Source organism: Pseudomonas sp. NPDC087817, from assembly GCF_044742875.1.
Taxonomy (GTDB): Bacteria; Pseudomonadota; Gammaproteobacteria; order Pseudomonadales; family Pseudomonadaceae; genus Aquipseudomonas.
Map to the genome: position 1 here is coordinate 26,302 of NZ_JBIUVJ010000009.1, position 13,235 is coordinate 39,536.

The 13,235-nt window shown below is 60.8% G+C and carries 11 protein-coding genes; 3 read left to right on the forward strand and 8 right to left on the reverse strand.

The features are described from left to right. Positions 1–191: 191 nt before the first annotated feature. From ACIONG_RS10395 to ACIONG_RS10405, 3 genes are all read left to right on the forward strand, one after another. Complete coding sequence (locus ACIONG_RS10395; RefSeq protein ID WP_103302844.1) at positions 192–1,118, forward strand: LysR family transcriptional regulator; 927 nt, start codon at positions 192–194, stop codon at positions 1,116–1,118. A gap of 105 nt (positions 1,119–1,223) precedes the next feature. Next, positions 1,224–1,850 (forward strand): glutathione S-transferase, encoded by a 627-nt coding sequence (locus tag ACIONG_RS10400; protein ID WP_315444934.1) that lies wholly within the window; start codon positions 1,224–1,226, stop codon positions 1,848–1,850. Between the two features lie 45 nt (positions 1,851–1,895). After that, complete coding sequence (locus tag ACIONG_RS10405) at positions 1,896–3,926, forward strand: pyridoxamine 5'-phosphate oxidase family protein (RefSeq protein WP_401298915.1); 2,031 nt, start codon at positions 1,896–1,898, stop codon at positions 3,924–3,926. A gap of 139 nt (positions 3,927–4,065) precedes the next feature. Here ACIONG_RS10405 and ACIONG_RS10410 read toward each other — a convergent pair whose 3' ends face one another. Genes ACIONG_RS10410 through ACIONG_RS10445 form a run of 8 tightly spaced genes read right to left on the reverse strand, consistent with a single transcriptional unit; the run spans position 4,066 to position 13,075 of the window. Then, complete coding sequence (locus tag ACIONG_RS10410; RefSeq protein ID WP_103302838.1) at positions 4,066–5,196, reverse strand: glycosyltransferase family 4 protein; 1,131 nt, start codon at positions 5,194–5,196, stop codon at positions 4,066–4,068. Further along, complete coding sequence (locus ACIONG_RS10415; protein ID WP_103302837.1) at positions 5,197–6,327, reverse strand: glycosyltransferase family 1 protein; 1,131 nt, start codon at positions 6,325–6,327, stop codon at positions 5,197–5,199. After that, a complete protein-coding gene (locus tag ACIONG_RS10420) occupies positions 6,311–7,687 on the reverse strand; it encodes a glycosyltransferase family 4 protein (protein ID WP_401298919.1) in 1,377 nt (458 codons plus the stop codon). Before ACIONG_RS10420 ends, ACIONG_RS10415 begins: the two co-directional genes overlap by 17 nt. Beyond that, a complete protein-coding gene (locus tag ACIONG_RS10425; RefSeq protein ID WP_401298922.1) occupies positions 7,684–8,949 on the reverse strand; it encodes an ABC transporter ATP-binding protein in 1,266 nt (421 codons plus the stop codon). The genes ACIONG_RS10420 and ACIONG_RS10425 overlap by 4 nt, the downstream gene beginning before the upstream one ends. After that, positions 8,949–9,746 carry an ABC transporter permease gene (locus ACIONG_RS10430; protein ID WP_401298925.1) on the reverse strand — a complete coding sequence of 266 codons (798 nt, stop codon included), beginning with the start codon at positions 9,744–9,746 and terminating at the stop codon, positions 8,949–8,951. Before ACIONG_RS10430 ends, ACIONG_RS10425 begins: the two co-directional genes overlap by 1 nt. Continuing rightward, on the reverse strand, positions 9,747–11,189 hold the full coding sequence (locus ACIONG_RS10435; protein WP_401298928.1) for a mannose-1-phosphate guanylyltransferase/mannose-6-phosphate isomerase: 1,443 nt from the start codon (positions 11,187–11,189) through the stop codon (positions 9,747–9,749). It abuts the gene before it with no gap. A 3-nt stretch (positions 11,190–11,192) separates the two neighbouring features. Continuing rightward, positions 11,193–12,164 (reverse strand): GDP-mannose 4,6-dehydratase, encoded by a 972-nt coding sequence (gene gmd / locus ACIONG_RS10440; RefSeq protein WP_103302826.1) that lies wholly within the window; start codon positions 12,162–12,164, stop codon positions 11,193–11,195. Continuing rightward, the gene (locus tag ACIONG_RS10445) at positions 12,161–13,075 is read right to left on the reverse strand and encodes a GDP-mannose 4,6-dehydratase (RefSeq protein WP_401298933.1); all 915 of its coding nucleotides are present in this window, start codon (positions 13,073–13,075) and stop codon (positions 12,161–12,163) included. Before ACIONG_RS10445 ends, gmd begins: the two co-directional genes overlap by 4 nt. Positions 13,076–13,235: the final 160 nt, after the last annotated feature.

Genomic DNA, 13,235 nt, shown 5'->3' on the forward strand with positions numbered 1-13,235 from the left:
GACAGACTTTATTTAGTAGGTCACACGGCAAGGTGTCAAAAAATGCGGGTTGCGACAGACTTTATTTCTGGTTAGCACGTTGGCTATCCCCAGTAATTGCTGGGCTCGATCCGACAGACTTTATTCCGTAGGATCAGCACAAAATAATCGCAGCTTCGGCTGCGATTTTTGTATCTGACTCGAGGGCCTCCATGGACCGCTTCCAGGAAATGCAGATCTTCGCCGCCGTTGCTCAGGAGCAAGGTTTCTCCGCAGCAGCGCGGCGCCTCGGTTTGTCGGCGGCCAGTGTCACTCGGGCGGTGGCGGCGCTGGAGCAGCGGATCGGCACGCATTTGCTGGTGCGGACCACGCGCAGCGTGCACCTCACCGAAGCCGGTCAGCGTTATCTGGAAGACTGTCGCCGAATTCTTGCCGAGGTGCAGGAGGCCGAGGATTCGGCGGCGGGCAGTCATGCCGAGCCGCGGGGGCAATTGACGGTCACGGCGCCGGTGTTGTTCGGTGATTTGTTTGTGACGCCGGTGATGGCGAATTATCTCGCGCAGTATCCGGATGTCACGATCAACGCCGTACTGGTGGATCGGATCGTCAACATGGTCGAGGAGGGCATCGATGTCGCGGTGCGCATCGGTGATCTGCCGGACAGCAATCAGCACGCGATTCGTGTGGGTGAGGTGCGCCGGGTCATTTGCGGCTCGCCGAAATACTTTGCCGAGCGTGGTCGGCCGGTTCATCCCCTCTCGTTGGCAGGAGCGCCAGTGGTGGCGACTTCGGCGATTGGTCAACAACGCAGTTGGCCGTTTCTCGACGGTGGCGAGCCGCTCGGTGTGCGTCCTGAACCGCGTTTGATCGTGACCGCCAATCAGGCTGCGATCACGGCTGCTTGCATGGGCTTGGGTTTGACCCGGGTGTTGTCCTATCAAGTGGCGAGCCAGGTGGCTGCCGGTGAGCTGGAAATCGTCCTCGCAGAATTCGAACTGCCGCCGTTGCCGATTCATGTCGTCTATCAGGGCGGGCGCAAGGCCCCGGCGCGAATCCGCAGTTTTGTCGATTTCACGGTCAACGCGTTGCGCGAACATCCTGCTTTGAAAAATGCTTCGTTATTGCACCCACTGAAATAATTGATTGCGCTTGATGGTGATTCTGTTGTTTTGGCGAACAGAGGAAGATGGCCCTCATTGGCGCTCTCATCCTCGCAGCGGCGCCCCTGTTCAGCGGAGTCGACCATGCAAGCGATCAAACTCTACAACTTTCCACGTTCCGGCCACGCCCACCGTGTCGAGCTGATGTTGTCCCTGCTGCAACTGCCGACCGAGCTGATCTTCGTCGATCTGGCCAAAGGCGAGCACAAACAGCCCGCTTACCTCGCAATCAACAGTTTCGGCCAGGTGCCAGCCATTGATGACAATGGCGTGGTGCTCGCCGACTCCAACGCGATTCTGGTGTATCTGGCGCAGAAATATGGCCACGGTCGTTGGCTGCCAACTGATCCGGTCGGTGCCGCACGGGTACAGCGCTGGTTGTCGGCCGCCGCCGGACCGATCGCTTTCGGGCCAGCCGCTGCGCGATTGGTCACGGTGTTTGGTGCACAACTGAACGCGCAAGAGGCGATCACTCGTGCGCACAACCTGCTCAAGGTAATGGACGCCGAGTTAAGCACAACCCGGTATCTGGCCGGCGACGAACCGACCATCGCCGACGTTTCCGCCTACAGCTACATCGCCCACGCGCCGGAAGGCAACGTTTCGCTGGATGACTACGCGAACGTGCGTGCCTGGCTTGCCCGGGTTGAAGCCTTGCCGAATTTTGTCGGCATGCCGCGCACCGTCGCGGGTTTGCAAACCGCAGTCTGATTCCCGCATTCCACACTGTGCCGACGGCGCAGGGGAGAGGTCGTGATGGAACGTTCACCGTGGCACGCTGGCGAGCAACAACTGCAAGCACATGTCGGCGTTGCGGAACGCATGGAGGAATTCGGTCGTAAGGTGATTCGCACCTGGATGCCGGACCAGCACCGCGAGTTCTATCAGCAATTGCCGTTCATGCTCTACGGCGCAGTCGATGCGGAAGGTCGTCCGTGGGCCAGCGTGCTCGAAGGTGCGCCGGGGTTTGCCCATTCACCGGACCCTGAGCATTTGCACTTCGCCACGCTCCCCGCTGCCGATGATCCGGCGCTGTTGCGCAACGGCGAGCCTATCGGTCTGCTCGGCATCGAACTGCACACCCGTCGGCGCAATCGCCTCAACGGGCACGTCGGCGATTTGAATGGCGGCGGTTTCACCCTGAGCGTCGATCAGGCGTTCGGCAACTGTCCGCAGTACATTCAGCTTCGGCAGTTTCAGCGGGTACCGCTCAGCGATCCGCAGACGCGTCCATCTCAGCATCTCGACAGGCTCGACGACGCGGCCACAGCCCTGATTGCAGGCGCCGACACGTTCTTCGTAGCCAGTTACGTGGATGTCGAAGGCCAGCGTTCGGTGGATGTTTCCCATCGGGGCGGTCAGCCCGGTTTTGTCCGGGTGGAGGGCAATCGTCTGACCATTCCGGATTTTGCCGGCAACCTGCACTTCAACACCCTCGGCAATCTGCTGCTCAACCCCAAGGCCGGCCTGCTGTTCATCGACTTTTCCACAGGCGATCTGCTGCAACTCAGCGGGCGTACCGAGATTATTCTGGAAGGGCCGCAGATCGAGGCGTTTCAGGGCGCGGAACGGTTGTGGACATTCGAGGTGGAAAAACTGGTGCGCCGCCCGGCAGCACTCGCCTTGCGCTGGCGCTTCGACGGCATGTCGCCGACCAGTCTGTTGACCGGCAACTGGGCCGAGGCCGATGCACGTTTGCAGGCACAGGCGTTGGGCAATCGCTGGCGGCCATTGCGGGTGGCGAAGATCGACATGGAAAGTCGCCACATCCGTTCGATCTATCTGGAGCCGGACGATGGCGCCGGTTTACCGGTGTTTCAGGCTGGCCAGCACTTGCCCCTGCGTTTCACCCTCGATGGCGAGGTGCACATTCGCACCTACAGTCTGTCGAGTGCGCCGTCGGACGGTTTTTACCGCATCAGCGTGAAGCGCGAAGGGCGGATTTCCACGCACTTGCATGAGCAGATTCGTGTCGGCGATGTCCTCGAAGCACGAGCGCCGCAGGGGCATTTCACCGTGGCGCCACTGGAGCGCCGGCCGTTGGTGCTGCTGGCCGCCGGGGTCGGCATCACACCGTTGCTGTCGATGTTGCGCGAGGTGGTGTATCAAGGCCTGCGCACTCGACGGATTCGTCCGACGTGGCTGGTTCAGAGTTCACGCAGCCTCGCCGAGCAACCGTTTCGCCAAGAGCTGGATCGTTTGCTGGAGGAGGCGGGTGATGCCGTGCGGGTCTTGCGTCTGCTGAGTCAGCCGGAAGTGGATGCACACCAAGGCGAGGATTTTGATCGGCAGGGGCGCATCGACGCCGACCTGTTGAGGAATCTGCTGGAGGTTGAGGATTACGATCAGATCGATTTCGTCCTCTGCGGCCCCGGCGGTTTTACCCAAGGGCTTTACGACAGCTTGCGCGAGCTGGACGTCAGCGATCGGCAGATCCACGCGGAAACTTTTGGCCCGTCGACACTCAAGCGTCGGCCCGACCCGGACGCGACTGTGATCGAACAGCCGCCCGCTGCTATCACGTCTGTGCCGGTGGTCTTCGAACGCTCGGCGAAAGAGGCGCGTTGGCAACCGGACGGCGGCAGTCTGCTGGAGTTGGCGGAAAGTCGCGGCTTGCGCCCGGAGTTCAGTTGCCGGGGTGGTTCCTGCGGAACCTGCAAGACCCGTCTGGTCAGCGGTGCGGTGAACTATCCACAGGTGCCGGCCGAGGTGCCGGAAGCCGGGCATGTGCTGATTTGCTGTGCGGTGCCAGCCCAAAGCGACCAACCTCTGGTGCTGGACCTATGAATGCCGATCTCCATTCGGCACCAAAACCCTGTGGGAGCGGGCTTGTCCGCGTTGGCGTCGGTAAATTCAACATCTATCTCGGCCGACATACTGCAATCGCGGGCAAGCCCGCTCCCACAGGGACAGTGGTGGACAGGCATCAGGCGTAGGAGAGGGATTTTTCCTCCAGCAACTCCTGGTACAACTCCGTCCACTTGCGGCCCATTTCATCGGCTGTGAATAACTGCCGATAGCGCGCCTCGGCCTTCACCCCCATCTCTGCCGCGCGCAGCGGGTTTTCCCACAAGGTGCGCATGGCTTCGCGGAACGCCTGTGGATTACTCGGTGGCACCACCAGCCCGGTTTCGTTGTGGATATTGATGTAGCTGGTGCCGGTGCCGATTTCGCTGGAGATCATCGGTTTGCCGTACATCGCGCCTTCAAGCAGGGAGATGCCGAACGCTTCGGAACGCAGGTGGGACGGGAACACAATGGCGTAGCTCAGTTGCAGCAGCGCCACTTTGTCTTCATCGCCCAAACGTCCGAGGAAATGAATATTGCGCAGCCCCAGCGCCGAAGCCTGGGCATGCAGTTCCCGTTCGAGCGGACCGGCGCCGACGATGACCACCGGGTAATCAACATCCTTCAGTGCGTCGAGCAGGATGTGCAGGCCTTTGTAGTAGCGCATCACCCCGACAAACAGGAAAAACTTATCCCCAAGCTGCTGGCGCCAGCGGTTCATCCGCTCGGTGTCCGCCTGTGGATAACCTGATTTGTTCAAGCCGTAGGGAATGACCCGGGTCTTGTTCTGGAATTGCTGCAATACATCGCTGGTGTGCAGGTAATTGGGTGAGGCGGCGACGATGCGGTCGGCGCTGGCGAGAAAGCGATTCATCAGCGGCCGATAGAGTTTGAGCAGGTGTTTCTGGCGAATGATGTCGGAGTGGTAGGTCACCACGCTTGGCTTGTTCATGCCACTGGCGAAATGCACCAGATCCATGAACGGCCAAGGGAAGTGGTAATTGACCACATCGGCTGCAGCGGCCAACTCGCGAAACTGTTTGAACACGCTCCAGGAAAATCCGGTGGAGGCGAACTGGATGTCGAGTTTCGCCCGGTGCACTTCGTGTTGCCCCAGTTGCACGACGGCGGGCGTCGGGTCGGCGCTGAGGGTCAGCACCTGACCGTCGATGCCGTGCTGGGCGCCGCTTTCGCACAGTTGGAAGATCACTTGTTCGATGCCGCCGACCGAATCAGGCAGGTACGTCTTGAAAAAATGAAGAACGCGCATTCAACCTCCCATGGCCTGTCGGTAGGCACCGGCCGTGGCCTGTGCACAACGCTTCCAGGAAAAAAATCGTGCCTGCTGCAATCCGGCTTCGCGGCATGCCTGCCAGTGCGTCTGATCGTCGATCAGGCGAGTCATCACATCGCGCAAGCCGTGCGCATCGTCAGCGTCAATATAGTTGCCAGCGGCCCCCGCCACTTCCGGCATGGCCGAAGAGCGTGTGGTCACTACCGGTGTGCCGCTGGCCATCGCCTCCAGTACCGGCAGGCCGAAGCCTTCGTACAGCGAAGGAAAAATCAGTGCCCGGGCGCCAGCGAGCAATTGCGCCACATGCTCGTCGGGCAGATAACCGAGCAGGCACACATGGCCGCTGGCCAGTGCCTGGCGCAACGGTTCACTGAACTGCTCACGCTGCCAACCGGCCATGCCGACGATCAGCAACGGAAAGCGCTCGCGCACGGCTTCCGGCAGCAAGGCATGGGCGCGCAAGGCCAGACTCAGGTTCTTGCGCGGCTCCAGCGTACCGACACACAGGAAATATTCCCGCGCCGTCACTGCGTGGGCCTTGAGCACCTCATCGATGGTGTGGGTTTTGCGCGGACGAAACCGTTCGGCGACACCCAATGGCGCCACGACGAAGCGCTCGGCGGGCAGCCCGAAATGTGCTTGAGCTTCGTCGGCAATCGCCTGCGAGTCCGTCAGGATCAGACGCGCCTGCTGTACCCCGACGGCCAATCGCCGCTCGATTTCCTTGAGCCGTGCCGGTGGCTGAGTCTCGGGAAAATGCAGGTGGGTCAGATCGTGCAGGGTGATCACGGTCGGGCCGTCAAAGGCCAGCGGCCACAGGCTCGGCTCGTGATACAGATCGATGCCCCGCGCGCGGCCCTGATCGAAGCGTTTCTGTTCCAGCCAACGGCGTGCCTGGTAAGCCCCGGGAATCTGCCGCAGCAGTGGCGTCAAACGCGAATAACCGGGCATGGCCGCTTCTGGCAACGCCGAACTCCAGCCCCAGCCGTGAAACAGATTTACTTCAACATCAGGTTCGTTGTGCAGGGCGTTGACCAGCTCAGCGACGTAGTGGCCGATGCCAGTGCGCGGCGCCTGGAGAATCCGCGCGTTAAGAGCAATGCGCATGCTGACTCTGCGGGCCGACCGCTGCGGGGTTCACATTGCGCTCGATGCGCTCGACCAGCTGCGCACTCGCTTCGCGCCAGCTCAACCAGCGCCATTGGTCCAGGCTGAGAGGGGCAGGAAATACCTCGCTGCGTTCCATGCCGGTGACCAGATCGGTCAGGCTCTGCGGGTTGGCCAAATCGAAGTAGGCCATGTAGTCGCCGCCGATTTCGCGGAACACCGGAATGTCACTGCCCATCGCCGGCAAGCCGCGCTGCATCGCTTCCACCAGCGGCAGGCCGAAACCTTCGACGTGGGACGGGAACACCAGCGCCGTCGCGTGGGAGTAAGCGTGTTCGAGGCTTCTGTCCGACAGCGAGTTGTACATGAACAAGCGCCGGTTCAATTCGGGATGCTGGCGGATGCGCTCGATCAACGCCTCGCACTTCCAGCCGATCTTGCCGACGATGCATAACCGCGCTTTCGACCCCGCAGCCCAGGCGCGCTCGAACGCATCCAGCAGATAAGCATGATTCTTGCGCGGCTCGATGGTGCTGACCATGAGGAATACCGGATCCGCCGTTTTGAACAGACGCAACAAGCCGCGATCGACCTCGGCGTCGGGGTCGCTCAGATCCAGCTCTGAACCGAGGTGGAAGTGATCGAACCAGCGTTGCGCGACCTGTTGCGGGCCGATGCGCCGCAGCATTTCCTCGCGCACTTGATCGCGGATAGTGGTCGAGATCGCCACGTAGCCATCGGCCGTGCGGGCGATCCAGTCGAACCAGTCGTTGAATACCTTGACCAATCCGGCATCGCAGAACTGCGGATGGGTCAGCGGGATCAAGTCGTAGATCACCGAAACGATACCGACCCCTTCACGCTTGAGTTGCTCGGCCAAAGGGAAAAAGTTGGCGTGCCAGGACGAGTCGAGCAGCACCAGTTGATCACCGGCCCGATGCTGCAACGGCACGCAGCGCTCGGGGATCTGTTTGCCCTTGAGTGCTCGCCCTAGCAGGCGCATCGGCAGGCTGAAACAGGCGAACGCGGTGAGCCGGCAACCGACGTACAACACGCGACGAGCGAAGTGCGACTGAGTGAACGGGCGCCGCCGCTCCAAGGCTCGGTGGCGCAACCAGAAGGCATTGGCCCACTGTTCGAGTTTCACCCGCAGACCGATCAGATCGAGCTTCAGCGATTTCAGCGGGGCCAGACTCTTAACCTGATACAGGCCACCGTCGATCATCACCACCGGAATGCATTCAAGGTGCTCGTCGGCTGCGGGCAGTTGCTGGATGACGTTGCGCACCACACGCTGGATACCCGAATTGGCGCTGGGGTGTTCAAAGACGTAAGTGCATTCCACCAACAGTCGCGTCATTTCGAGATCTCTCTGTCGGGCAGGGGCGCGAGGTGTTCCCCGGAACGGCTGATTTCAGTTTGCGCTTGCAGCCAGGCGCAGCCGACAAAGTCTTCCTGGCGGTTGTTGATGACGTGGAAGATCAAACCGAAGTCGCGCCATTCGAAGTTGCGATCCAGATGCGAATCCAGACGCGACAGGCTCAGTGCGACCGAATAACTGCCCTTGCCCAGGCGCATGTCAAAAGCGAAGCGGAAGGTCACGCGCTCGCCGGCACTCAGATCGATGACCGGTTTATCGAGGCGATGGGTATTGATGCCGTAAATCGCCTGACCCAGACGATCCTTGATCATGAAGCCGAGAATCAGCCGTTCGATGTCTTTGCGCACTTCGGTCTGTACTTCCAGCACCACAGGCTGGCCGACTTCCGCGACTTCGAGGCTGCGGCCCTGGGCATCGAGCAGGCGGACACTGACGATCCCCGCTTCCCCGGTGCCGGAAATGGTTTGTACCTGCCCATTGGCCAGCATCTCCTGACGCACGATCTGGCCTTCGCGCTGGGCGAGCATGGCGTTGTAGTAGTCCATGACTTCTTCGGGTTTGCCGCGCATCGCCAGACGCCCGTTTTCCAGCAGGATCGCGGTGTCGCAGATCGACTGGATGGCCGAGCGGTCGTGGGAGACGATCAGCAGGGTGGTGCCGGCCTTGCGGAAGCTGCGGATGCGTTCGAAGCTTTTGTGCTGGAAATAGGCATCGCCCACCGACAACGCTTCGTCGACGATCAGGATATCCGGGCGGCGCGCGGTGGCGACACTGAACGCCAGGCGCATCTGCATGCCACTGGAATAGGTGCGCACCGGCTGATCAATAGCCTCGCCGATCTCGGCAAAACTTTCGATCTGCGGCATCAGCGCCTCGATCTCTTCTACCTGCATGCCCAATAACTGGCCGGCCATGAACGCGTTCTGGCGACCGGTAAAGTCAGGATGAAAGCCCATGCCCAGTTCCAGCAGGGCAGCGACTCGACCTTGCAGTTGAATCTGGCCGCGAGTCGGTTGGGTGGTGCCGGTGATCATCTTCAGCAACGTGCTTTTGCCCGCGCCGTTGACGCCGACGATGCCCACGGCTTCGCCCGCTTGAATCTCGAAATCGATGTCCTGCAAGACCCAGTGCAAGTGATGCCTGGGCCGGGAAAACGGCATCATCCATTCGAGCAGGCGGCTCCAGCGATTGGGGTACTGCTTGTAGGCCTTGGCCAGGCCACTGACACGTATGTTCCCCATCAGAGTTCGTCCACCATTTCACCGATACGTTGGCGGAACAGGCGCAGCGCCATGGCGCAGAACAGCAGGCCGATGATCAGCAGCGGCATCAGCGACGGCCAGTTCGGCCACTGGTTATAGAGGAACACGTTCTGGTAACTGGTCATCAGCGCCGTCATCGGGTTGAGGCTGATCAGGTGCTGGATGCCTGGCGGCAGAATCGACAGCGGGTACACGATCGGTGTCAGCCAGAACCAGAATTGCAGGCAGATACCGAACATCTGCCCGACATCGCGGAAGAACACGTTGAGGATGCCGAGGATCATCCCCAGTCCGGCGGCAAAGATCACTTGCACGATCAGCAGTGGTATCAGCGCCAGCAACGCCATGCCGGGCATACGCCCGCTGATCAGCAGAAAACCGAAAAACAGCGCGAGGATGATCGCGAAGTTGATCCCGGCATTGAACAACGCAATCACCGGCAGGCAGATACGCGGGAAGCTGATTTTCTTCAGCAGGTTGGCGTTTTCCAGAAACATGCTCTGGCTGCGCGAGGTGATTTCCGCAAACAGCCCCCAGGTCAGCAGGCCCGCACACAGGTACACGCTGTAGGCCAGACCGTCATCCACACCTGGCAGGCGTGCGCGCATGATCTGGGAAAAGATCACCGTGTACACGACGATCATCGACAACGGATTGAGCACGGTCCACAGCGCACCGAACAACGAGTTGCGATAACGCGCCTGAAACTCCCGCTTGACGCTACCGAGGATGAATCCACGGTAGCTGCGCAGCGAGCGGTACAAGGAAAGCAGCATTCAGGCCGTCCTGCCGTAATCGTCTTCGAAGCGCACGATGTCGTCTTCACCCAGGTATTCGCCACTCTGCACTTCGATGATCACCAGATCGATGACGCCGGGATTTTCCAGGCGATGCCGGTGTCCGGCGGCAATGAACGTCGATTCGTTCTTGGCCACCAGATGCGTGCCGGTGCCGTTGTTGGTGACCTTGGCCATGCCTTCGACCACCACCCAGTGTTCGTTGCGGTGATGGTGCATCTGCAGGGACAACTTGCCGCCGGGCTTGACCACGATGCGCTTGATCTTGAAGCGCGGACCTTCCTCCAGCACGGTGTAGGTGCCCCATGGGCGGCTGACCGTACGATGCAGGCGATAGGCTTCGTGGGATTTGTCCTTGAGCTGTTTGGCCACCCGCCGCACATCCTGTGCGCGGTCGGCGTGGGCCACCAGCACGGCGTCGGCGGTGTCGACGATGATCAGGTTATCGACACCGACAGCGGCGACCAGGCGGCCTTCGCTCTGGACGAAATTGTCGTGGCTGTCGATGAAAATCGCTTCACCGCTGGCGCGGTTGTTGTCGGCATCCGCCGGCACCAGCGCGGCCACTGCACCCCATGAACCGATATCGCTCCAGTCGAAACCGGCGGGCACTACCACGACTTTTTCCGAACGCTCCATCAGCGCGTAGTCGATGGAGATGTCAGTGATCTCGGCGAACAGCGCCGGCGACAGTTCCTGTTGCAGGCAGCCGACGGTTTCCACCGGAGCGCTGGCGGCCATGCACGCGCGGGTCTGTTCCAGCAACTCAGGTGCATGCAATTGCAGTTCGGCGATCACGGTGGCGGTGGTGAAGCAGAACATCCCCGAGTTCCACAGGAAGTTACCGCTCTCCAGGTAGTGTGTAGCGGTTTGCAGGTCGGGTTTTTCCACAAAGCGCTGCACTTTCGCTGCGCCTTTGGCGTCCAGTGGCGCACCGGTCTCGATGTAGCCGAAGCCGGTTTCCGGCGCGGTCGGCAGCACGCCGAACGTCACCAGATAACCGTCCTTCGCCAGATTGACGGCGTGCTCGACCGCCGTTTTCAGTGCGTTCTGATTAACGATCAAATGGTCGGCCGGCATCACCACCATGATCGCGTCGTCGCCGTGCAGCGCTTGCAGCGACAGCGCGGCGGCGGCGATGGCCGGGGCGGTGTTGCGCCCGGTCGGCTCCAGCAGGAAGTGCCCGCGATGGCGCGATACGTGGGCAGCGCAATAGTGATCCTTGCTCTGGAAGTAATACTCGCGGTTGGTCACCGTGACGATGTCGCCCCAGCCGTCCAGCAATGCGGCGGCACGCTGATAGGTCTTGCCCAGCAGCGACTGGCCGTCGGGCAAGGTCATGAACGGCTTGGGATGGCCCTCGCGGGACACCGGCCACAAACGGGTGCCGGCACCGCCGGACAGAATCACGGGGATCAGCATGGCCTACTCCTTGGCGACGCGTTTCATGTCCGCATCCATCATCATGCGGATCAAGGTATCCAGGTCGGTCTTCGGCTTCCAGCCCAGCACGCGCTGAGCCTTGGCCGGATTGCCGAGCAGCACTTCGACTTCGGCCGGACGGAAGAAGGCCGGGTCGATTTTCACGTAATCGCGGTAGTTGAGGCCGACGTGATCGAAGGCGATACGGCACATCTCGCGCACCGTGGTGGTGACGCCGGTGGCGACGACGAAATCGTCAGGCTTGTCCTGTTGCAACATCAGCCACATGGCTTCGACGTAGTCGCCGGCAAAACCCCAGTCGCGTTTCGCGTCGATGTTGCCCAACGCCAGCTCCTGCTGCTTGCCCTGCTTGATGCGGGCGGCGGCGTCGGTGACTTTGCGGGTGACGAACTCGATGCCGCGCAGTGGCGATTCATGGTTGAAGAGGATGCCGCTGCTGGCATGCAGGTTGAAACTTTCGCGGTAGTTGACGGTGATCCAGTGGCCGTACAGCTTGGCCACGCCGTACGGGCTGCGCGGGTAGAACGGCGTGTTTTCGTCCTGCTGCTCAGCCTGAATCAGACCGAACATTTCACTGGTCGACGCCTGATAGAAGCGGGTATGCGGGCTGAACTGGCGGATCGCTTCGAGCAAGTGAGTAACGCCCAGGCCATCGACGATGCCGGTGGTTACCGGCTGATTCCACGACGCGGCGACGAAACTCTGCGCCGCCAGGTTATAGATTTCGTCCGGAGTCGATTGAATGACTGCACGTTGGACCGAGCAGGCATCGGCCATGTCACCGTCCAGATAGACGATGTCGGCCTCGACGCCCATTTCGCGCAGACGCCAGCGCGAATCGCTGCTGCGCCGAGCCACGAAGCCATAAACCTTGTAGCCCTTGTCGAGCAACAATTTGGCCAGATACGCGCCGTCCTGACCGGTGATCCCTGTGATCAATGCACTTTTTGTCATTCTTGTCGTACTCGCGTCTCCCAGTCGGACAGGATCGCCCGCAGGGATTGTTGTGTAGTGATGTCTGGCGCCCAGCCGGTGGTGTTGGCCAGTTTTGCGTGGCTGCCGCAAACGCGGCGTTGATCGGCGCGACGCATGCGCGCCGGGTCCTGAACCAGTTGCATCTCGACTTCGGCTAGGTCCGCCAACTGTTCAATGAGGCTGCGAATGCTTTGCTCGCGTCCCGAGCAGATGTTGTACACCTGCCCCGGTTGGCCTTTTTCGAGCAGCGCGAAGTAGGCCGAGACCACATCGCCGACATCGAGGAAGTCGCGCGTGACATCGATGTCACCGACTTCCAGTTGTGGCGTTTGCAGGCCCTGCTTGATGCGAATGATCTGGCGGGCGGCGCTGGCGATGACAAAGCTGTCTTTCTGCCCGGCGCCGATATGGTTGAACGGGCGCGCCACCAGCACCGGCCAGTGTTCGCTCAGGCCCCATTGCAGGCTGAGAAATTCCGCCGCGAGTTTGCTCACCGCATACGGGTTGCGCGGGCAGGGCGGTTGTTGCTCGGTGATCGGCAGATCGTGCTCAGCCACTTGGCCGTAAACGTCGCCGGAGCTGACATACAGGAAGGTGCCGGTAAAGCCGCGAGCCTTGAGGGCCTGCAACAGATTGAGAGTGCCGAACAGATTGATGTCGAGGGTGCGGGCCGGATCACGAAAGGCTTCGGGGACAAAGGTCTGCCCGGCCAGATGAATGACAGCGTCGGGCAATTGCGGCCAGAGATCGACGAGGCTGTCGGCATTCGTGAGGTCGTAGGGCGAAGCGACAGGCAGCAACTCCCAAGACGAATCAGGTACTGCCAGACGTGCCTGGATATGGTGTCCCACGAATCCGCTAAGACCCGTGACGAACAGACGCTTTTTCAAACAGCGACCCCTTGGTCTTGAACTTGCGCCACTTTCCCACAGGCTTTAAGGAAATATCCGTCAGATCGAAAGAAAAAAGTGTCTGAGGGGCTGGCGAAGTCAAATGTTGTAGTTGTTTGTTACCAATCTGTGCCAATTGCTCGGCAATTTCAACAGGCCA

Coding starts and splice junctions, on each gene's coding strand:
- ACIONG_RS10405 (WP_401298915.1), top strand. CDS start 1,896: ATGGAACGTTCACCGTGGCACGCTGGCGAGCAACAACTGCAAGCACAT.
- ACIONG_RS10430 (WP_401298925.1), bottom strand. CDS start 9,746: ATGCTGCTTTCCTTGTACCGCTCGCTGCGCAGCTACCGTGGATTCATC.
- ACIONG_RS10400 (WP_315444934.1), top strand. CDS start 1,224: ATGCAAGCGATCAAACTCTACAACTTTCCACGTTCCGGCCACGCCCAC.
- ACIONG_RS10425 (WP_401298922.1), bottom strand. CDS start 8,949: ATGGGGAACATACGTGTCAGTGGCCTGGCCAAGGCCTACAAGCAGTAC.
- ACIONG_RS10415 (WP_103302837.1), bottom strand. CDS start 6,327: ATGCGCATTGCTCTTAACGCGCGGATTCTCCAGGCGCCGCGCACTGGC.
- ACIONG_RS10410 (WP_103302838.1), bottom strand. CDS start 5,196: ATGCGCGTTCTTCATTTTTTCAAGACGTACCTGCCTGATTCGGTCGGC.
- ACIONG_RS10435 (WP_401298928.1), bottom strand. CDS start 11,189: ATGCTGATCCCCGTGATTCTGTCCGGCGGTGCCGGCACCCGTTTGTGG.
- gmd (WP_103302826.1), bottom strand. CDS start 12,164: ATGACAAAAAGTGCATTGATCACAGGGATCACCGGTCAGGACGGCGCG.
- ACIONG_RS10395 (WP_103302844.1), top strand. CDS start 192: ATGGACCGCTTCCAGGAAATGCAGATCTTCGCCGCCGTTGCTCAGGAG.
- ACIONG_RS10420 (WP_401298919.1), bottom strand. CDS start 7,687: ATGACGCGACTGTTGGTGGAATGCACTTACGTCTTTGAACACCCCAGC.